This is a genomic window from Streptomyces sp. NPDC015346 (genome assembly GCF_043078785.1).
In the GTDB taxonomy this organism is placed as follows: domain Bacteria; phylum Actinomycetota; class Actinomycetes; order Streptomycetales; family Streptomycetaceae; genus Streptomyces.
Window position 1 is genome coordinate 765,292 of the sequence record NZ_JBIBTW010000002.1, and the last position, 18,719, is coordinate 784,010.

At 73.2% G+C, this 18,719-nt stretch carries 18 protein-coding genes; 8 read left to right on the forward strand and 10 right to left on the reverse strand.

Going from position 1 to position 18,719, the window contains the following annotated elements:
- Window positions 1-86: 86 nt before the first annotated feature.
- Window positions 87-989, reverse strand: a complete 903-nt coding sequence (locus ACF06X_RS09430) for a GntR family transcriptional regulator (protein ID WP_392286616.1) — start codon at window positions 987-989, stop codon at window positions 87-89.
- Between the two features lie 148 nt (window positions 990-1,137).
- Between ACF06X_RS09430 and ACF06X_RS09435 the strand changes: the two genes are divergently transcribed.
- Both ACF06X_RS09435 and ACF06X_RS09440 read left to right on the forward strand, forming a co-directional pair.
- A complete protein-coding gene (locus ACF06X_RS09435; RefSeq protein WP_392286617.1) occupies window positions 1,138-1,995 on the forward strand; it encodes a (2Fe-2S)-binding protein in 858 nt (285 codons plus the stop codon).
- Between the two features lie 206 nt (window positions 1,996-2,201).
- Window positions 2,202-3,281: a DUF2637 domain-containing protein gene (locus ACF06X_RS09440; protein WP_392286618.1), complete on the forward strand. Its 1,080-nt coding sequence runs from the start codon at window positions 2,202-2,204 to the stop codon at window positions 3,279-3,281.
- Between the two features lie 54 nt (window positions 3,282-3,335).
- Here the strand turns inward: ACF06X_RS09440 and ACF06X_RS09445 are convergent, their stop codons facing one another.
- From ACF06X_RS09445 to ACF06X_RS09460, 4 genes are all read right to left on the reverse strand, one after another.
- Entirely contained in the window at window positions 3,336-3,818 is a 483-nt protein-coding gene (locus tag ACF06X_RS09445) for an ATP-binding protein (protein ID WP_392286619.1), read from the reverse strand.
- A 191-nt stretch (window positions 3,819-4,009) separates the two neighbouring features.
- Window positions 4,010-5,752, reverse strand: coding sequence for a pyruvate dehydrogenase (locus ACF06X_RS09450; protein ID WP_392286620.1), 1,743 nt, complete (start codon window positions 5,750-5,752; stop codon window positions 4,010-4,012).
- 27 nt (window positions 5,753-5,779) lie between these two features.
- Entirely contained in the window at window positions 5,780-7,222 is a 1,443-nt protein-coding gene (locus ACF06X_RS09455; protein WP_392286621.1) for a protein phosphatase 2C domain-containing protein, read from the reverse strand.
- 110 nt (window positions 7,223-7,332) lie between these two features.
- A complete protein-coding gene (locus ACF06X_RS09460) occupies window positions 7,333-7,578 on the reverse strand; it encodes a hypothetical protein (protein WP_392286622.1) in 246 nt (81 codons plus the stop codon).
- A 35-nt stretch (window positions 7,579-7,613) separates the two neighbouring features.
- Here ACF06X_RS09460 and ACF06X_RS09465 point away from each other — a divergent pair, with 35 nt between their 5' ends.
- From ACF06X_RS09465 to ACF06X_RS09475, 3 genes are all read left to right on the forward strand, one after another.
- Window positions 7,614-7,778: a hypothetical protein gene (locus ACF06X_RS09465; protein ID WP_392286623.1), complete on the forward strand. Its 165-nt coding sequence runs from the start codon at window positions 7,614-7,616 to the stop codon at window positions 7,776-7,778.
- Between the two features lie 234 nt (window positions 7,779-8,012).
- Window positions 8,013-8,996: a helix-turn-helix domain-containing protein gene (locus tag ACF06X_RS09470; RefSeq protein ID WP_392286624.1), complete on the forward strand. Its 984-nt coding sequence runs from the start codon at window positions 8,013-8,015 to the stop codon at window positions 8,994-8,996.
- A 123-nt stretch (window positions 8,997-9,119) separates the two neighbouring features.
- A complete protein-coding gene (locus tag ACF06X_RS09475; protein ID WP_392286625.1) occupies window positions 9,120-9,602 on the forward strand; it encodes a DUF456 domain-containing protein in 483 nt (160 codons plus the stop codon).
- A gap of 44 nt (window positions 9,603-9,646) precedes the next feature.
- On the opposite strand, the gene ACF06X_RS09480 is transcribed toward ACF06X_RS09475, so the two are convergent.
- The 3 genes from ACF06X_RS09480 to rsgA form a co-directional block, all read right to left on the reverse strand.
- Window positions 9,647-10,120, reverse strand: a complete 474-nt coding sequence (locus ACF06X_RS09480) for a GNAT family N-acetyltransferase (protein ID WP_392286626.1) — start codon at window positions 10,118-10,120, stop codon at window positions 9,647-9,649.
- Window positions 10,121-10,137: 17 nt separating this feature from the next.
- Window positions 10,138-11,604 carry a bifunctional transcriptional activator/DNA repair enzyme AdaA gene (locus ACF06X_RS09485; protein WP_392286627.1) on the reverse strand — a complete coding sequence of 489 codons (1,467 nt, stop codon included), beginning with the start codon at window positions 11,602-11,604 and terminating at the stop codon, window positions 10,138-10,140.
- A 70-nt stretch (window positions 11,605-11,674) separates the two neighbouring features.
- The gene (rsgA, locus tag ACF06X_RS09490) at window positions 11,675-12,793 is read right to left on the reverse strand and encodes a ribosome small subunit-dependent GTPase A (protein WP_392286628.1); all 1,119 of its coding nucleotides are present in this window, start codon (window positions 12,791-12,793) and stop codon (window positions 11,675-11,677) included.
- Window positions 12,794-13,160: 367 nt separating this feature from the next.
- On the opposite strand from rsgA, the gene ACF06X_RS09495 reads away from it, so the two are divergent.
- Window positions 13,161-13,559 (forward strand): VOC family protein, encoded by a 399-nt coding sequence (locus ACF06X_RS09495; protein WP_392286629.1) that lies wholly within the window; start codon window positions 13,161-13,163, stop codon window positions 13,557-13,559.
- On the opposite strand, the gene ACF06X_RS09500 is transcribed toward ACF06X_RS09495, so the two are convergent.
- Both ACF06X_RS09500 and ACF06X_RS09505 read right to left on the reverse strand, forming a co-directional pair.
- Window positions 13,496-14,272: a helix-turn-helix domain-containing protein gene (locus tag ACF06X_RS09500; RefSeq protein WP_392286630.1), complete on the reverse strand. Its 777-nt coding sequence runs from the start codon at window positions 14,270-14,272 to the stop codon at window positions 13,496-13,498. The two genes, ACF06X_RS09495 and ACF06X_RS09500, sit on opposite strands and share 64 nt — an antisense overlap.
- A 48-nt stretch (window positions 14,273-14,320) precedes the next feature.
- Window positions 14,321-15,436, reverse strand: a complete 1,116-nt coding sequence (locus tag ACF06X_RS09505) for a YihY/virulence factor BrkB family protein (protein ID WP_392286631.1) — start codon at window positions 15,434-15,436, stop codon at window positions 14,321-14,323.
- A gap of 17 nt (window positions 15,437-15,453) precedes the next feature.
- Here ACF06X_RS09505 and ACF06X_RS09510 point away from each other — a divergent pair, with 17 nt between their 5' ends.
- Together ACF06X_RS09510 and ACF06X_RS09515 are read left to right on the forward strand one after the other, a co-directional pair.
- Window positions 15,454-17,091, forward strand: a complete 1,638-nt coding sequence (locus ACF06X_RS09510; RefSeq protein WP_392286632.1) for an acyl-CoA dehydrogenase family protein — start codon at window positions 15,454-15,456, stop codon at window positions 17,089-17,091.
- A gap of 254 nt (window positions 17,092-17,345) precedes the next feature.
- The gene (locus ACF06X_RS09515) at window positions 17,346-18,644 is read left to right on the forward strand and encodes a GAF domain-containing protein (protein WP_392286633.1); all 1,299 of its coding nucleotides are present in this window, start codon (window positions 17,346-17,348) and stop codon (window positions 18,642-18,644) included.
- The last annotated feature ends 75 nt before the right edge of the window (window positions 18,645-18,719 follow it).

Sequence of the window (18,719 nt, forward strand, 5' to 3'; positions counted from 1 at the left end):
ACGGACGCGCTGTGCGGGCGGGAAAGCGGGGACAAGGGGGGAGGACGGGAGGGACGGTAACGGGCCGAGGGCAACGACCTTAGTCGTCAGCCTTCCGAACCGGTGAAGTGCTCCCGTACGAGTGACTGCACCACGGTCAGGTCCTGCGCGACGAGCGCGTCGAGGAGAGCCGTGTGCTCGGCCGCGTCCGCGACGAGATCGCCGTGCCGGGTCGCCGGGGCGCTCGTCAACGGCCACTGGGACCGCCGGTGCAGGTCGTCGGCGACGGCGAGGAGCTGTTCGTTGCCGGCGAGCGAGAGGACCGCGCGGTGGAACGCGCGGTCGGCCTCCGCGTAGTGCGCGCGGTCGCCGCGGGCGGCGGCCGCGCCGGTCGCCTCGGCGAGGGGCCGGAGCTCGGCCCAGCGGGCGGCCGGGACGGTACGGGCGAGCCTCAGCATCACGGGGACTTCGATGAGCGCGCGGACCTCGGCCAGCTCGGCGAGCTCGCGCGGGGTGCGTTCGGCGACCCGGAAGCCGCGGTTCGGTACGACCTCGACGGCGCCCTCGGTGGCCAGCTGCTGCATCGCCTCGCGCACGGGGGTCGCCGAGACGCCGAAGCGCTCGGCGAGCACCGGGGCGGAGTACACCTCGCCGGGGACGAGCTCGCCGCCGACGAGCGCGGTACGCAGGGCCTGGAGGATCTGACCCCGCACGGAGTGGCGCTGCACGGACCGGGGCGCGAGCCCGGGCACGGGCACCTCGCCGAGAGCGCTGACAGCACCGACCGTGCTGATAGAGCTGACGGAGCTCGGGGAGCCCACAGACCGCGCCGCGAGCCCCGGCGCGCCCGGCTCGCTGTGGGTGTGTTCGCCGCGCGCCCTCGCCCCGTGCGCCTCCGAGGGGGCCGCGGGCAGGCCGCCTCGCGCCTGTTCCGGGACCCGTACGGCGTCGTCGTCGAACGGCGGATACGTCGCCTCCGCCGCCCGCTCACGCGCTCTGCCCTGCTCCACCCGGGTCCTCCTGCGGGCTCGTGCCGGGCCCGGCTCGCGATACCGGCGCCCCCTGTGCACCATAGGCGGACAGGGCAGCAGTTCAAACATCGCGCACATCGGGTAAGGTAAGGCTTACCTGCTAACGATCGCGATTCGGTGGTCCCGTATGGCCGTCCCCGCCCTGCTCCCCGCCCCCTTCACCTCGCCCGTCGCGGCCTCGTACGCCCGTCTCGGTGAGGTGTTCTCCGGCCTGCGGATAGAGGAGCTGGGCCAGGACGAGCGGTCGCCGCGCGGCGGCGGCTGGGTGGGCGCGGACGAGCTCGCGGCCGGTGGCGCCGCCCTCGACGCCTTCCTCGCCTGGGACAACGCGCAGGTGCTGCGCGACTACGGTCGGCAGGCGCGCCCCGACGTGATCGCCAGTTTCGGACTGCACCGGTACGCCTGGCCCGCCTGCCTCCTGGTCACGGTCCCCTGGTTCCTGCACCGCAGGGTCCCGCGCGTGCCGGCCCGGAACGTCGCCTTCCAGCGCGCGCTCGGGCGGATGACCGTCCGCGTCGAGTCGTTCGCCTGCCTGCCCGGCGACCCCGCCGCCGCACTGCCGGGCGCCCGGGTCGTACCGGACGAGGAGGCGCTGCGCGCCGAGGTCCGCGCCTCGCTGGCCGAGCACTTCGAGGACGTCCTGGCCGGCTTCGGACCCCGGATGCGGCGGGGCAAGAGGGCCCTGTGGGGCATGGCGACCGACGAGATCGTCGAAGGGCTCTGGTACATCGCCGCCCTGCTGGGCGAGGAGCAGCGGGCCATGGAGGAGCTGGAGCTGTTGATGCCCGGCACCGCCAAGCCGTACGTCGGCGCCGCGGGCTTCCGCGAGCTGGCCGGTTCGGACGCCGCCGGCGGAACGCTCCACTCCACCCGCGACCGTGCGACGTGCTGCTTCTTCTACACCCTCCGCCCCGAGGACACCTGCATGACGTGCCCGCGCACCTGCGACGCCGAGCGGGTCCGCAGGCTCGCCGCGACCGCCTGACCCGAACGCCGTGATTACGCCACCCTCACGGGTGGCGGGAATCGAACGCAACTCCCTTGCATCGTGCGGTCGTTCGACCAGATCGCACCTATTCGTATGCTGTGCGGCCCCGATGGCGTGCTCTTGCCGGGAAACCCCCTGAGGTGCCCGTGGGGTCGGCCAGTATGGGCCGCCGAAACGCCTTACTGCGATGCAAGGGACACCGCATGAGACTGACCGACATATCGCTGGACTGGCTGCTTCCGGGCGGCGTCATGGTGGCCGGAGTCCTGACGGCGGTGGCGGTGCTCGCGCGCGGCAAGCGCGCCGGTGACCAGGCCGCGGCCGAGGACTCCTGGGAGCGCAGCGAGGAACGCCGCAGACGCAAGGAAGCCATCTACGGAACCGCCTCCTACGTCCTGCTGTTCTGCTGCGCGGCGGTCGCCGCAGCACTCTCCTTCCACGGGCTCGTCGGCTTCGGCCGGCAGAACCTCAATCTCACCGGGGGCTGGGAGTACCTCGTCCCCTTCGGCCTCGACGGCGCGGCCATGTTCTGCTCGGTGCTCGCGGTCCGCGAGGCGAGCCACGGTGACGCCGCCCTCGGCTCGCGCCTTCTCGTGTGGACGTTCGCCGGCGCCGCGGCCTGGTTCAACTGGGTGCACGCGCCCCGGGGCCTGGGCCACGCGGGAGCCCCGCAGTTCTTCGCGGGCATGTCCCTCTCGGCGGCGGTCCTCTTCGACCGGGCTCTCAAGCAGACCCGCAGGGCGGCCCTGCGGGAGCAGGGCCTGGTGCCCCGCCCGCTGCCGCAGATCCGGATCGTACGGTGGCTCCGCGCCCCTCGGGAGACCTTCGGCGCCTGGTCGCTGATGCTCCTCGAGGGCGTACGGACCCTGGACGAGGCGGTCGACGAGGTCCGGGAGGACCGGCGCGAGAAGCAGCAGAACCGGCTGCGCAGGCGCGAGCAGCAGAAGCTGGACCGGGCGAGACTCAAGGCGATCAACCGGCAGCACCGGGCCTTCAGTCTCGGCCGCGGCGGGGGCGGTGGCGGTGGCGGCCGTCAGGTCGAGGTCGCGGCGCTGAACTCCGGCGCGGGCTCCGCGACGTCGTCCATGGGGACGGCTGTCGCGGAGCCCGCCATAGCGGACCCCGGACAACTGCCGCTTCGACACCGGCCCTCCCTCCAAGCCGTGAAGGGCGACGCTGAACCGCGGACTGTGGACCTCACCGCCGAGGACGACACCCAGACGCTGCCCCGGCTCGACTCCCTGGAGCGCAAACTCAAGGACCTCGAGCAGCAGTTCGGCTGAGCGGGACCATCGGACGGACCGGACGGACCGGACGGCGGGGCCGCCGATCGCCACTCAGGCGGCGGCGGCCCCGCCGTTCAGTTCGAACCAGACCACCTTGCCCACGCCGTGGTTCTCCACCCCCCAGGAGTCGGCCAGCGCCTGGACCAGGACGAGGCCCCTGCCGTTCGTACTCTCCCCGTCCGCCGCCACCACGTCCGTATCTGTGCCGTCCGAACCCGTGCCGTCCGAACCCGTGCCGTCCGAACCCGTGCCGTCCGAACCCGTGCCGTCCGTACCGTTGTCGGCGGCCGGTACGTCCAGTGGGTGCGGCGCGGTCAGGCCCGAGACAAAGTCCCGCACCTCGACCCGGAGGCTGTCGGGGACGACGGTGGCGGTGACCACCGCGCCGTGGTCGGTGTGGATCAGCGCGTTCGTGACCAGCTCGCTGGTGAGCAGCTCCGCCACGTCGGAGGCGCCCGGCCCTCCCCACTTCCGCAGCATCTTCCGCAGCGCATGCCGCACCTCCGGCACCGCGGTGAGATCGGCGCATCCCACCTTCCTGAGCAGTTGAGTCGGCTGTCTCGCCTCCCCTGCCATAACCCCCACCCACATGTCGGAACGGCATCGCGCCGCTCGCCTCGAACAGGCTCACGGGGATGCATGCCCCACCACATCGCCCGCATTCATGCGATGCGGTAGCCCACGCCCGGATTCGTGGTGATGACGCGGGGTTCCGACACGATCCCTCAGGGCCGGGGAACGTTGCGCAGGTTGGAGCGGGCCATCTGGAGCATGCGGCCCACACCGCCGTCCAGGACGATCTTCCCGGCGGAGAGGGCGAAGCCGGAGACCATCTCGCGGCTGATCTTCGGCGGCATGGAGAGGGCGTTGGGGTCGGTGACGACGTCGACGAGGGCCGGGCCCTTGTGCTTGAAGGCGTCCTTGAGGGCGCCCGCGAGCTGCTTGGGCTTCTCGACGCGGACGCCGTAGGCGCCGGCCGCGCGGGCGATCGCGGCGAAGTCGGGGTTGTGGTTCGTCGTTCCGTACGAAGGGAGTCCGGCGACCAGCATCTCCAACTCCACCATGCCGAGAGAGGAGTTGTTGAAAAGAACGATCTTCACGGGCAGGTCGTGCTGGACCAGCGTGAGGAAGTCGCCCATCAGCATGGAGAATCCGCCGTCACCCGACATCGAGATCACCTGGCGGCCACGGTCCACGAACTGGGCGCCGATGGCCTGGGGCAGGGCGTTGGCCATGGAGCCGTGCGAGAAGGAGCCGATGATCCGGCGGCGTCCGTTGGGCGAGATGTAGCGGGCGGCCCAGACGTTGCACATGCCGGTGTCGACGGTGAACACGGCATCGTCGTCGGCGAGTTCGTCGAGGACCGAGGCGACGTACTCCGGGTGGATCGGCACGTGCTTCTCGACCTTGCGGGTGTACGCCTTGACGACGCCCTCCAAGGCGTCGGCGTGTTTCTTCAGCATCTTGTCGAGGAAACGGCGGTCGGTCTTGGCGCGCACGCGCGGGATGACGCAGCGCAGGGTCTCGCGGACGTCGCCCCAGACGGCGAGGTCGAGCTTGGTGCGGCGGCCGAGGTGCTCGGGCCTGATGTCCACCTGGGCGATGGTGACGTCGTCGGGCAGGAAGGCGTTGTACGGGAAGTCGGTGCCGAGCAGGAGCAGCAGGTCGCACTCGTGGGTGGCCTCGTAGGCGGCGCCGTAGCCGAGCAGTCCGCTCATGCCGACGTCGAACGGATTGTCGTACTGAATCCATTCCTTGCCGCGCAGCGCGTGGCCGACGGGCGCCTTCAGCCGTTCGGCGAACTGCATCACCTCGGCGTGCGCGCCGGCGGTGCCGCTACCGCAGAACAGCGTCACCCGTTTGGCGGCGTCGATCATCCGCACCAGGGCGTCGATCTCGGCGTCACCCGGCCGGGCGGTGGGCCGGGCGGTGACGAGGTCGTGCTCCACGGCCTCCTTCGGGGCCGGCTCGGAGGCGATGTCGCCGGGCAGCGCGACGACGCTGACGCCGCCCCGGCCGACGGCGCGCTGAATGGCCGTCCGTAGCAGCCGGGGCATCTGCTGCGGACTGGAGATCAGCTCGCTGTAGTGGCTGCACTCGGTGAACAGCCGGTCGGGGTGGGTCTCCTGGAAGAAGCCGAGGCCGATCTCGCTCGACGGGATGTGCGAGGCGAGGGCGAGAACGGGGGCCATCGAGCGGTGGGCGTCGTACAGGCCGTTGATCAGGTGCAGATTGCCCGGGCCGCAGGAGCCCGCGCAGGCGGCGAGGCGGCCGGTGATCTGCGCCTCGGCCCCGGCGGCGAAGGCGGCGGCCTCCTCGTGTCTGACGTGGACCCAGTCGATGCCGGGGGTGCGGCGCACGGCGTCGACGACGGGGTTCAGGCTGTCGCCGACGACTCCGTACAGGCGCTGCACGCCCGCGCGGACGAGGATGTCGACGAACTGTTCTGCGACATTCTGTTTGGCCATGGGTCCATCAACACATGGGCAGGAGCGTTACGCCTCCCAGACGGCCACCCCCGTACGGTCATCGGCGTACCCCTTCACCCTCAGCTGGATGTCGGCGAGGAAGGCGGCGAGTCCGGGCGGCTCGGCGCCGGCCGCCCAGCGCTCGGCGAGCTCCTCGGCCAGGGCGGGCTCGCCGCGCATCGGCTCGGCGAGTCCTTCGGAGGCGAGCAGCAGGGTGTCGCCGGGGCGGGCGACCGAGGCGCGGAAGCGGAACGGCTCCGCGGGCGGGGCGAGCGAAGCGAGATGGGCGGGGTCCCCCCGGCCGGAGGCTGGGGGAGGAGCCTCTACGAAGGGGCCGGGCGGGGTCGTGATGCCGAGGTCCATGGTGAGCCGGTCGCCTTCCTCGGTCTCCGCCGGCACGTCGGACGACGGGGGTGAGCCGAAGCCGACGACGGGCGCGCCGCTCAGCGCCGACCGTTCGGGGATCGGCGGCTCTATGTCCTGCCAGGCGCCGTCGCGCAGCCGGAACAGACCGCCGGGGCCGATGCCGAAGAAGACCCGGGTGCGGCAGCCGGGGTCGGCGGAGAGCAGCAGGCAGCGCAGGCTCGCGGTGTACTCCTCGGGCTCCAGGCCCCGTTCGGCGGCGCGGGCGCGGAGCTTGCCGTAGGTGCGGTCGGTGAGGCGGTGGAGCCCCGACTTGAGGTCGCCGCGGCGGCCGGCCCTGACGTCCTCCGAGAGCCGGGCGTGGCTGCGTCCGACGGCGTCGCCGATCCAGCGGCAGGCCTCGGCGGCGGCGAGGTGGGCGCCTTCGGCGGCGCGGGCGCCGGTCGCCACGGCGACGAGGAGGAGCGCGGCCTCGTCGTGGCCGAAGCGTGCGGTGAGCAGGGTGTCCCTGCGGGGTTCGCCGCGGTAGCGGGCGGAGTCGCCGCGCAGGGAGGCGGCGCGCAGGGTGCAGGGGCCGTAGCGGGCGCCGTCGAGGACGGTGTCGGGGACCAGGTCGGCGAGTTCACCGGGGCGGGCGGGGGGCAGCGCGGTGGGCTCGGCCTCGTAGGTGGGCGGGCGGCTGCCGAGGTGGCCGGTACGGGGCCGGGGGACGGCGGTGATGCCGGCCGCCCGGATTGCCGACGGGGCCTCGACGGGCGGCGCCGGAGAGGGTGGGGCCGCTGGTGCCGGAGGCGGTGGCGGCGGAGGCGGTGAGGCCGCTGGTGTCGGAGGCGGTGGCGCCGGTGATGGGGACGGGGTCGGCGGCGGGGCGTCGGGGGGCCGCGGCGGGAAGGCCCGGGGGTCTCCCCCGCCCTCCTCGGTGTCGAGGGGTTCCCACGGGGGCCGCTCCGGCCGCGGCGGGGCGCTGTCCCTTCGTACGGCGGCGGGCATGGCCCGGGACGCGGAGTCGAAGCGGTCGTCCAGCGTGTCACCCGTCGCGGTCGGCGCCGTGTCCGGTGCCGACTCGTCGTAGAGCTTGTCCCACCAGTTGTCCCCCTGCTGAGTCATGCCCTTATTGTCCACCGCGCAGGCCGCATGAAAACGGGACATCCGGAAAAAGGTGGGTCCGCCGGGCGACCCCACCCCCCACGGGAAGGACGCCCGGCGGACCGGCGTGGTCAGCGCACGTCGTCAGCGCGGACCACGGTCTGGGTGACGGAGTTACCGTGGGCGTCCGTCAGTCCGTCGTAGGAGTACGAGAGCCTGGCCGAGGTGAGCGCGGCGGGCGTGTAGCCCGCGTGACCCGTCGCGCTGAGGCCGATCTTCGGGCCGTCGGTCGCGGCGAGGGTCTTGAGGCCGTCCTCCGGCAGGTCGTACCGGGGGGAAGAGAATCGGGATGCTTCGAGAGTAGACGCTCTCGTCAAGCTTCGAGGTGAATTCCCACACGGAGTTGACGTAGATGGAGCGCGCCCACACCTTGCTGCCGATTTTCATGACGTTCTGTTCGAGCGTGAACGTGCTGTTCCCGGACGGCACTTCGAAGACACCGAACGGCCATGCGCTCTCGCCGAGCGGCGCCCCCAGGGCCGTACGCGAAATCGGGCGTATCACTCTCCTCATCTGATTCCGGACATAGGCAGGCAAAGCCCCTGGACCCGGGAGCTGTTGGTGCTGCGGTGCCGCCACATTGGCAGAGGTGAGGGTGGTGCGGGGATGATGGGCGCGGCGGGAATGCGTCGTGGCCGATTCCCGCCATGGCACCAACGGAACGAATGCGTCCGCTGAACGTCCGGGGCAGGTCCGGGACGTCCGGGGCGTCGGGCACGTCCGGAGACATCCGGCGAGGGGTGGGGCAACGATGCTGGGAGCGATAGGTCTCGACGAACGGCAGGAGTCCGCGTACCGCGCGCTCGTCGCACTGGGCGCGGCCGAGGTGACCGACCTGGCCCACCGGCTCGCCCTTCCGGAGACGGACACCGAGCGGGCGCTGCGCCGTCTCGAGTCGCAGGGCCTGGCCGCGCAGTCCTCGGCCAGGAGCGGGCGGTGGGTGGCGGCCCCGCCGGGGGTCGCGCTGGGCGCGCTGCTCACCCAGCAGCGGCACGAACTGGAGCAGGCGGAACTGGCCGCGGCGCTGCTCGCGGAGGAGTACCGGGCGGAGGCGGCGGAGCCGGCCGTCCACGACCTCGTGGAGGTCGTGACCGGGGCGAGCGCCGTCACGCACCGATTCCTCCAGCTGCAGCTGGGCGCGACGGAGGAGGTCTGCGCGCTCGTGACGGGCAAGCCGGTCGCGGTGACCGGCGTGGAGAACGACGCGGAGGAGCTGGCGGCGGGCCGGGGCGTCGCCTACCGGGTGGTCGTCGAGCGCGAGGTGCTGACGCAGCCGTCGGGGCTCGTCGAGCTGTCCGCGGCGCTCGGCCGCGAGGAGCGGATCCGGGTGGTGGACCGGGTCCCCACCAAGCTGGTGGTCGCGGACCGGAGCCTGGCGATGGTCCCGCTGACGGGCCGGGGCGCGGAGCCGGCGGTGCTGGTGGTGCACGCGAGCGGGCTCCTGGAGTCCCTGATGGGCCTCTTCGAGGCGGTCTGGCGCGACGCGCTGCCGCTCCGCCTGGGCGCGGGGGCGCAGGTCATGGAGGCGGAGGCGCCGGGCCCCGACGCGACGGACCTGGAGATCCTCTCGCTGCTGCTGGCCGGCATGACGGACGCGAGCGTGGCGAAACAACTGGACCTGGGCCTGCGCACGGTCCAGCGCCGCGTGAAGGGCCTGATGGAACTGACGGGCGTGACGACCCGCCTCCAGCTGGGCTGGCACGCCTACGAGAAGGGATGGGTGGCCCGGAGGTAGGGGGCGGGGGGCTCTCGACGCCGGCGTGGGGCGGCGGCCACGGGGGGCTTCGCGTACGTATGCCCGTAGCCCGGACGTACGGCGCGACCTGCGGGAACACGTGCCGTCCTGCACGCTGGGCAGATGGGTGTGTGGCAGCTGTTGCTCGTCGCGATGGTCATGCTGCTCGGCCTGTTCGGGGTACTGGCTCCCGGCGTGCCCGGGCCGTGGCTGGTGTGGGCGGCCATGCTCTGGTGGTCCCTCCACGAGCAGAGCGGTCTCGCCTGGATCCTGCTCGTCTCCTCCACGGCGCTGCTCCTGCTCACCCAGGTGGTCGTCTGGCAGCTGCCGCAGCGGCGGATCCGCGGGGTGGGGATCACCCGCCGGATGGTGACGTACGCCGGTGTCGGCGCGTTCCTCGGCTTCTTCCTGGTCCCCGTGCTCGGCGCGATCCCCGGATTCATCGGCGGGATCTACCTCTCCGAGCGCCTCCGCCTCGGCGGCCACGGCCAGGCCCGGGCCTCCACGAGGACCGTGATGCGGGCGGCCGGGAGGAGCATCCTCGTCGAGCTGTTCGCGTGTTTGCTGATCGTCGGCGCGTGGGCGGGGGCGGTGATCTGGGGCTGAGACGCGCCGGATCCACAGCTGCGGTCCTCCCGGGCCGGAGGGCGCTACGGAAGATCGATCTGGTACTTGATGAACCCGGTGTTCCTCGCCACCTTGTCGTAGAGGCGCCGGGCCGTGGTGTTGGACTCCTGGGTGTTCCAGTACACCCGGTCGCAGCCCTCGCTCCGCGCCCACTCGGCGACGGCCGCGATGAGGGCGCGCGCCACACCCTTGCCGCGCGCCTCGGGCTCGGTGAAGAGGTCCTGGAGGTAGCAGACGTCCGGTCCCGAGGTGCTGGGGTGGACGAAGAAGTGGGTGAAGCCGACGAGCCGTCCGTCGAGCCGGGCGGCTCGCGCGTGGAGCCGGGTGTCGTCCTGGAACTCCCGCCAGGCGCGGTCGTACATCTCGGGGCCTGCGGTGCGGCCGTAGAAGTCGATGTAGGCGCGGAAGTGCCGCTCCCAGGCCTCGCGGTCCTCCGGACGGAGCCGGTCGACGGTGATCATGGCGTCCTTGGCGTCCTTGGCGTTCATGGCGTTCATGAGGGCATTGTGCCTGGTCAGGCCGCGGGCACCGGCACCGCGTCCAGGTAGCGGAGGGCGTACGACCGCCAGGGGCGCCAGGCCTCGGCGTCGGGGCCGTCCACGGGGCTGCCGGCCGGGGCGGCGTCGGGGTCGCCGAGGGCGCGCATGCGGACGAGCGCGGCCCGGGCGGCGGTCATGCCGGGGACGCCGCGCAGGGCCTGCTCGGCCTCCTCGCGGTCGGCGCCCGCGTCCAGGCGCAGGGCCCCGGTGGCGAGCGCCGTCGCGAGCGGGCCGGCGACGGGGTGGCCGGTGAGTGCGGCGGGCTCGGGGAAGAGGCGGGTGAGCGTGGAGCAGGCGGTGTCCAGGGCGGTGCCGTGCGCCAGGACGAGCCGCGCCGCCTCCTCGGGACCGACCAGGGTCCGCAGCGCGAACTCCTCGGGGTCCGCCGCGCCCGGCGACCGTACGCCGGGGCGGGCCGCGACCCGACCGGCGAGAACGGGGTCGGCGCCGAGGCGCTCGGCGACCGCGTAGGGGTCGGCGTCGAGGTCGAACAGGCGGCGCAGCCGCTGGACGGCGGTGGTCAGATCGCGCAGGTCGGTGAGGTGGATCCGCGCCTCAAGCCAGGGCCCGGCGGCGCGCTCGTCGACGGAGACGACGCCGGTTCCGTACGGGAGGCGGAGCGTACGGCGGTAGGTGCGGGCGCCGGGGGCGCCGAGGATCTCCTCGACGTGCGGCAGGGCCTCGGCGGCGAGCAGGTCGAACACCTCACGGGCGGCGTACGGCCCCCGGTACGCGAGCCGCAGGGGCACTCCGGCGGCGAGCGCGGCCTGGTGACGGGGGGCGGGGGTGGGGGTGGGGGTGGGGGTGGTGAGGGGGCGGGTGCGGGGGCTGGTGCCGGACTCGGTGCGGAGTTCGGTGGGGGTACGGGCGTAGATGCGGCGGATCGTGTCGTTGAACTGGCGCACGCTGGCGAAGCCGGACGCGAAGGCGATCTCGGTGATCGGGAGTTCGGTGGTCTGCAGGAGCAGCCGGGCGGTGTGCGCCCGCTGGGCGCGGGCGAGGGCGATCGGGCCGGCGCCTAGCTCGGCGGTGAGCTGCCGCTGGACCTGCCGGGGGCTGTAGCCGAGCCGCCCGGCGAGTCCGGGCACGCCCTCGCGGTCGACGACGCCGTCGCCGATCATCCGCATGGCGCGCCCGACGACATCGGCGCGGACGTTCCAGGCGGCGGACCCGGGCACGGCGTCCGGCCGGCACCGCCGGCAGGCCCGGAATCCGTGCCCCTGCGCGGCGGCGGCGGTCGGGAAGAAGGTGACGTTCTTGCGCCGGGGAGTGACGGCGGGACAGCTGGGCCGACAGTAGATCCCGGTCGTCCGCACGGCGAAGAAGAACTCCCCGTCGAACCGCGCGTCGCGGCTACTGACCGCCTCGTACCTGGTGTCCTCATCCGTCACGGGATCCAGTGTGCGGGAGCCCGGGGGGCGGGTCTGGCGGTTTTCGGACATCGCGTTGCGCCGGGGCGGGTGGGGGCCGCCCGTCGGCGGCCCCGAGCCGTGCCCGCTCCCCGTACCGCCCCTACCGCCCCCTGCCGCCCCGCTTCGCCTCCAGGGCCGCGCGGCCCGACGCGTGGCGGCGCTTCCAGTCCTTGAGCAGCTCGGCGCGGAGGCGGGCGTCCGTCTTGGCGACGATGCGCTGGTTCTCGCGGAGGAGCTTGTGGTAGCTCTCCAGCCGGCGTACCGACAGAGAACCGTCGTCCAACGCCGCGCGCACCGCGCAATCCGGCTCCGCCTCGTGGGCGCAGTCGTGGAAGCGGCAGTCCGCCGCCAGCTCCTCGATCTCCGAGAAGACCTGGCCCACGCCGGTCCCGGCGTCCCAGAGCCCGACTCCGCGCAGCCCCGGGGTGTCGATGAGGACACCGCCCTCCGGCAGGAGGAGCAGGTTCCGCGTGGTCGTGGTGTGACGGCCCTTGCCGTCGACGTCACGCGCGGCCTGGACGGTCATGAGGTCCTCGCCGAGCAGGGTGTTGGCGAGCGTGGACTTCCCGGCGCCCGAGACCCCGAGCAGCACACTCGTCCCGCTCGCCACGATCGCGGCGAGCACCTCGACGCCCTCCCCGGTGGCGGCGCTGACCGGCAGCACCTGCGCGCCGGGGGCCACGCTCTCCACGTCCTCGACGAGGTAGGAGAGGCCGACGGGGTCGGGGACGAGGTCCGCCTTGCTGAGCACGACGAGCGGCTGCGCGCCCGACTCCCACGCGAGGGCGAGGAAGCGTTCGATACGGCCGAGGTCGAGCTCGACGGCGAGCGAGACGGTGATGATCGCGTGGTCGACGTTGGCGGCGAGGATCTGGCCCTCGGACCGCTTGGACGAGGTGGACCGCGCGAACGCCGTCCGCCGAGGCAGCAGCGTCCGTACGTACCGGGGGTCGCCGTCCGCGTCGACGGCGGCCCAGTCGCCCGTGCAGACGACCTTCAACGGATCGCGCGGCACGACGAATTCGGTGTCCGCCCGGACGGTCCCCAGAGGGGTGACCAGGTCGCACTGCCCCCGGTCGACGCGCAGCACCCGCCCCGGCATAAGCCCCTGCCGGGCGTACGGGGCGAACGCGGCCGCCCAGTCCTCGTCCCAGCCGTACGGGGCGAGGTCATGCGAAGCCGAAGCCTGAAGAGAAGAGATGGACGAAGAGAAAGACAAGGGGTGACCCTTCACAAGGGTGGCCCCGGCACGCGCACTTGGGCGCGAGGGATGAGTCAGGAAGGTCAGCCGGAGACCACAGAGGTGGAGTTGACGCGCTTCTGGATGAGGGCAGGGCCCGGCGTCATGACAGCCATCGGTCACACCTCCTGGATCACACACAGCGACACACTCGCGGACGGCCGTGCGGCCGTCCCGGGAACGACCCCACCCTAGAACGGAGATGCGGGACCGCGCGAGGTATTTTCCCGCGTCTCCCTCTCCGTCGCCATCTCCGTCGCCGTCGCCGCCGTGGGGGACGCCGCCGCCCGGGGCCGCGTCCGATTCGTTCAAGACGCGGTGCCGGGGCCCGTCCTAGCGTGGCGGCATGAACGCACCACGACTCGATGTCATCGGCCTGGTGGTCTCCGACATGGCCGCCTCGCTCGCCTTCTACCGCCGCCTCGGGCTCGACGTGCCGGCCGGCGCCGACACAGCGCCGCACGTGGAGGTCGTGCTGCCCGGCGGGATGCGGATCGCCTGGGACACGGAGGAGGTCATCCGCTCCTTCGACCCCGGCTGGGCGCGGCCCGAGGGCGGCGACCGGATCGGGCTCGCCTTCCGCTGTGCCTCGCCCCAGGAGGTGGACGACACGTACGACTCGCTCGTCTCGGCCGGATACCGCGGGCACCTCAAGCCCTGGGACGCGGTCTGGGGGCAGCGCTACGCCGTGGTTCTCGACCCGGACGGCTGCGGCGTCTCCCTCTTCGCCCAGGCGGCCGCGTAGGCGGACAGCGTGGTCCCGGCGAGCGCCCGCGTCTCGCGCGCCAGATGGGCCTGGTCGGCGCAGCCGGCGCGCAGCGCCGCCTCGGCGTACGGCAGTCCGGCCCTGACCAGGGCCAGGGCGCGCTGGAGCCGGAGGATCCGGGCGAGGGTCTTGGGGCCGTAGCCGAACGCGTCGAGTGACCGGCGGTGCAGCGCCCGGGGTCCGATGCCGACGGCGTCGGCCGTCTCGGCCACGGGGCGGCCGGCGTTCAGGCGCCGGACGACGGCCCGGAGCAGCGGATCGGGGGCCGGGGCCTCCGCGGCCCGACGCAGGACGAGTTCCTCCAGCGCGGCGGCCGGGTCGGCGGCCTCGGCGATCCGCTCGCCGAGCCGCCGGGCCCGCGCCTCGCCCCAGAGGGCGCCGAGCCCGACCCGCCGGTCGCGCAGTTCGCGCGCGGGGACGCCGAGGAACACGGGCCCGTCGCCGGGTGCGAAGCGGACGCCGGTGTAGTGGGCGGCCGAGTTGTCCGGGACGAACGCCCGGGTGTCGGGTCCCGCCACGAGCAGCCGCCCGTCGCACCACATCAGGTCCATGCAGCCGTCCGGCAGTACGGCGAACGGCTCGGCCGGCCGGGCGGCCGCACCGCCGCCGGGCCCGGGCGCCCGGGACCAGACGACGGCACCGTCAAGGCGCGCGGCCCTCTCCTCGTACACCGAGGTTCTCTCCTCGTACACGCCAACGAGGGTAGGCGGCCCGCCGGGCGACCCGGAGAAGCTCCGCCCTCAGTCCTTCTCCCAGCCCGAATGCAGCCGCGACTTCACGTCGTCGGGGGGCAGGAACCTGGACCAGCGTTCCGGGAACTCCGACGGCATGTCCGGGTCGTCCTCGTCCACCTCGTCCGCCTCCGCCCGCAGCCGTGCCACGAGGTCCGCCGCCTGGGCCGCGCGTGCCCGGTCGGAGGCCTCGCGGGCCGCGGCGGTCGCGACCGAGGGCCAGACGCGGTCGATCGCCGCGTTCACCGCCGCGCCGACCAGCACGGCGAAGGCCGAGATGCCGATCCAGAGCAGGACGGCGATCGGGGCGGCGAGGGAGCCGTAGATGGTGGGGCCCTCGACCTGGCTGGTCAGGTAGATCCGGAGCAGGAAGCTGCCCAGGACCCACATCCCGAGCGCCATCAGCGCGCCCGGGATGTCCTCGATCCACGGCGAGCGGACCGGGACGGACACGTGGTAGAGCGTGGTGAGGAAGGCGATGGAGAGCAGGATGACGGCCGGCCAGTACAAGACGGAGACGACCTCCGTGCCCCAGGGCACCAGCTCCACGACCCGGTCGGGTCCGACCACCGCGAGCGGCAGGACGACCGCGCCGATGAGCAGCGCGACGATGTAGAGCAGGAAGGCGAGGAGCCGGGTCTTGACGATGCCGCGGTGGCCGTCGAGCCCGTACATCACGGTGATGGTGTCGATGAAGACGTTCACGGCGCGCGACCCGGACCACAGGGCGAAGGCGAAGCCGAGGGAGATCAGCTCCGGCCGCTTGCCGTGCGTGACGTCCGCGAGGAGGGGCTGGGCGATCTCGCGGACGCCCCGGTCGGAGAGGACGGTCCGGGCGGCGTTGAGGATGTTCTCCTCGATGCTGGCGACCGTGTTGGTGTTGGTCCAGTCGTCCGCGTAGCCGAGGAGCGCGATCATGCCGAGCAGCAGTGGAGGCAGGGACAGCAGGGTGAAGAACGCCGCCTCGGCGGCCAGGCCGAGGATGCGGTACTCGATGCACGAATTGACGGTGTCCTTCAGGAGCAGCCAGACCATCTTCCGCTTGGATACGTTGCGGTAGAGGACTCGCGCCCGGTGGAGCCTGCTCCCGGGCCGCCGCTCGGGTGTTTCCTTTGCTGCCTGCACCTCCTTACCGTATCGGCATGGCAGCCACCACCCACACAGTGACCAACCAGGCTCCGCCCCTGGTGGGATACGACGTCTTCGCCTCCGACCGGGCTCTGGCGGAGGCCGTCGAGCGCCATCTGGCACCGGAGGTCCTCCCGGACGCGCGCGGGGAGCTTCAGACCCTGGGCCGGTCCGCCGGGTCGGCGCAGGGGCAGGCGTGGGGGACGCTCGCCAACGAGTTTCCGCCGCGGCTGCGGACGCACGACCGCTACGGCAACCGGATCGACGAGGTCGAGTTCCATCCGTCCTGGCACCGGCTCCTCGGCAAGTCCGTCAACGCCGGGCTGACGGCGGCCTGGGGCCGTCCGGGTGGTCATGTGCGCCGGGCCGCCGGGTTCATGGTGATGACCCAGGTCGACGCGGGCCACGGCTGCCCGCTGTCGATGACGCACGCCGCGGTGCCCGCGCTGCGGGCGGATCCGGCTCTGGCCGGCGCCTGGGAGCCGCTGCTGACCTCGCTCGTCTACGAGGAGGGGCTGCGGCCGCCTCACCAGAAGGCCGGGGTGCTCCTCGGCATGGGGATGACGGAGAAGCAGGGCGGCAGCGACGTACGGGCGAACACGACCGAGGCCCGGCCGCTGGCGGCGGACGGGGAGTACGTCCTGACGGGGCACAAGTGGTTCTGCTCGGCGCCGATGTCGGACGGGTTCCTGGTCCTGGCCCAGACGGCCGGGGGGCCGACGTGCTTCCTGGTGCCGCGGGTCCTGGAGGACGGCACGCGCAACCCGTTCCTGATCCAGCGGCTCAAGGACAAGCTCGGCAACCGGTCGAACGCCTCGGCGGAGGTGGAGTTCGACGGGACGACGTGGGCGCGCCGCGTCGGTGAGGAGGGGCGCGGGGTCCGCACGATCATCGAGATGGTGGCGGCGACCCGGCTCGACTGCGTGCTCGGCTCGGCGGCGCTGATGCGCCAGGCGGTGGCACAGGCGGTGCACCACGCCGCGTACCGCGGAGCTTTCGGAGGGCTCCTGATCGACAAGCCGCTGATGCGCAACGTACTGGCCGATCTGGCGCTGGAGTCGGAGGCGGCGACGGTGCTCGGGATGCGGCTGGCGGCGGCCTGGGACGCCGGTACGGAACGGGAGCGGGCGTTCACGCGGATCGCGGTGCCGGCGGCGAAGTACTGGGTGACGAAGCGGTGCGCGCCGCTGGTGGCGGAGGCGCTCGAATGCCTGGGCGGCAATGGTTACGTGGAGGAGTCGGGGATGCCCCGCCTGCTGCGCGAATCGCCCCTGAACTCGATCTGGGAGGGCTCCGGCAACATCCAGGCGCTGGACGTGCTGCGGGCGTTGCGGCAGGAGCCGGCGGCGCTGGACGCGTTCCTGACGGAGGTGGGGCGGGCGCGGGGGGCGGACCACCGGCTCGACCGGGCGATCACGGGAATGCTGACGGAGCTGGCCGATCTGGACGGGATCGAGGCGCGGGCGCGGCGGCTCGCGGAGCGGATGGCGCTGGTACTGCAGGGTTCGCTGCTGGTGCGGTGGGCGCCGCCGGAGGTGGCGGACGCGTTCTGCGCCTCGCGGCTCGGGGGCGACTGGGGGGCGGCGTTCGGGACGCTGCCGCACACCTTGGACCTGGGGACGGTGGTGGAGCGGGCGCGGGTGGAGGTCTGAGCCGACCGGCCCGAGACCGCGCTGCGAAGCGGGGTCCGAGGGCGTACGAAAGCGGAGGGTGGTGCTGCGCCGACACGGCACCACCCTCCGCTGTGCACAGCCTCATGCACCGGGCGGGCGACTGCCAGAGTTGCAAAGGGTTGCAGGATTACCCGAACCGCCCTTCAGCGGGGAGCGGCGGGCGGCACGATGGGCTCCACGACTCCGTAGTTGCGCAGAACCGATACAGCACCGCGGGTGGCTGGGAGAGACCGATGAAGAACACTCAGCTCGACATGAACCGGCTCGCCACCATGGACGCCGCCCAGGCGACCCGACTGTTGCACCGGGTACGGGAGGAGACCCTGGCGGGCCGGACGCCGCCGATCGCGCCGCGCCCGGTCATCGACGCGTCCTGGCGACGGATGTTCCGGCTCGGCCTCGATCCCGACCAGGGCACCAGCAGTGTGCTGCTCCGGCGCGACGAGCTGGAGCAGCGGCGGCGCGCGACGGTCCTCGGCGAGGTCATGCGGACGCTGAGCACCGGGCTCGCCGGGATCGCGGACGCCTCGATGCAGATCATGGTGGTCACCGACGAGCAGGGCCGGGTGCTGTGGCGCGAGGGCAACAACGCGGTGCTGCGGCAGGCGCACACCATCTGCCTGGAGGAGGGCGCGGCCTGGTCCGAGCACGCCACCGGGACGAACGCGGTGGGGACGGCGCTCGCCATGGGCCGGCCGGTCCAGGTCCACTCCGCCGAGCACTACGTCCACACGCTGCACAACTGGACCTGCGCCGCGGCCCCCGTCCACGACCCGCGCGACCAGCGGCTCCTGGGGATCGTCGACGTGAGCGGTCCGGCCTCCAGTTTCCATCCCGCGACCCTGGCGCTTGTCCGCTCGGTGGCGCAGCTCGCCGAGGCGGAGATGCGTGAGCGCCATCTGCGGTCGATCGAGCGGCTGCGGTCGGTGGCCGCACCGATCCTGTGCCGGGTGGGCGGCCGGGCGGTCGCGGTGGACACGCACGGCTGGACGGCGGCGGTGACCGGGATGGCGCCCGTGGACCGGATCGCGCTGCCCAAGTCCTTTCGTGCCGGGCGGGTCTGGCTGCCGTCGCTGGGGATGTGCGCGGTGGAGCCGCTGCCGGGCGGCTGGCTGCTGCGGGTGGAGGAGGAGCGGGCCGCGGTGGACGGCGCCTCGGGCGCGGCGAGCCGGGTGGTGCTGGACCTGAGCCGGCCGCGCCGCTGGTCGGTGGCGGTGTCGGGGGCGGCCGGCAGCTGGACGCAGGAGCTGAGCCCGCGCCACGCCGAGCTGCTGTACGTCCTGGCGCTGCACCGCGACGGCCGGACGGCGGCGGAGCTGGCGCAGGACGTGTTCGGCGACCGGACGAGGACGGTGACGGTACGGGCGGAGATGTCGCGGGTCCGCCGGAACCTGGCGAGCGTGCTGGCCCACCGTCCGTACCGCTTCAGCGAGGAGGTCGAGGTCGAGATCGTCCACCCGCCCCACCCGGACGACCTGCTCCCGCACTCGACGGCCCCGGCGGTCCGCGCGGCGCGCAGGGGCGCGGCCTGAAGGAGGGCGGCCGGAAGGAGGGCGGCCTGACGGAGGGCGGCCTGAAGGAGGCCGGTGGCTTCGCGAGGCGGGCCG

What these genes read in the sequence shown, in the direction of transcription:
- ACF06X_RS09440 (WP_392286618.1), top strand. Translation starts at nt 2,202, where the DNA reads ATGAGACTGACCGACATATCGCTGGACTGGCTGCTTCCGGGCGGCGTC.
- ACF06X_RS09510 (WP_392286632.1), top strand. Translation starts at nt 15,454, where the DNA reads ATGGCAGCCACCACCCACACAGTGACCAACCAGGCTCCGCCCCTGGTG.
- ACF06X_RS09470 (WP_392286624.1), top strand. Translation starts at nt 8,013, where the DNA reads ATGCTGGGAGCGATAGGTCTCGACGAACGGCAGGAGTCCGCGTACCGC.
- ACF06X_RS09435 (WP_392286617.1), top strand. Translation starts at nt 1,138, where the DNA reads ATGGCCGTCCCCGCCCTGCTCCCCGCCCCCTTCACCTCGCCCGTCGCG.
- ACF06X_RS09450 (WP_392286620.1), bottom strand. Translation starts at nt 5,752, where the DNA reads ATGGCCAAACAGAATGTCGCAGAACAGTTCGTCGACATCCTCGTCCGC.
- ACF06X_RS09485 (WP_392286627.1), bottom strand. Translation starts at nt 11,604, where the DNA reads ATGTCCGAAAACCGCCAGACCCGCCCCCCGGGCTCCCGCACACTGGAT.
- ACF06X_RS09455 (WP_392286621.1), bottom strand. Translation starts at nt 7,222, where the DNA reads ATGACTCAGCAGGGGGACAACTGGTGGGACAAGCTCTACGACGAGTCG.
- ACF06X_RS09480 (WP_392286626.1), bottom strand. Translation starts at nt 10,120, where the DNA reads ATGAACGCCATGAACGCCAAGGACGCCAAGGACGCCATGATCACCGTC.
- ACF06X_RS09465 (WP_392286623.1), top strand. Translation starts at nt 7,614, where the DNA reads ATGGAGCGCGCCCACACCTTGCTGCCGATTTTCATGACGTTCTGTTCG.
- ACF06X_RS09495 (WP_392286629.1), top strand. Translation starts at nt 13,161, where the DNA reads ATGAACGCACCACGACTCGATGTCATCGGCCTGGTGGTCTCCGACATG.
- ACF06X_RS09515 (WP_392286633.1), top strand. Translation starts at nt 17,346, where the DNA reads ATGAAGAACACTCAGCTCGACATGAACCGGCTCGCCACCATGGACGCC.
- ACF06X_RS09475 (WP_392286625.1), top strand. Translation starts at nt 9,120, where the DNA reads ATGGGTGTGTGGCAGCTGTTGCTCGTCGCGATGGTCATGCTGCTCGGC.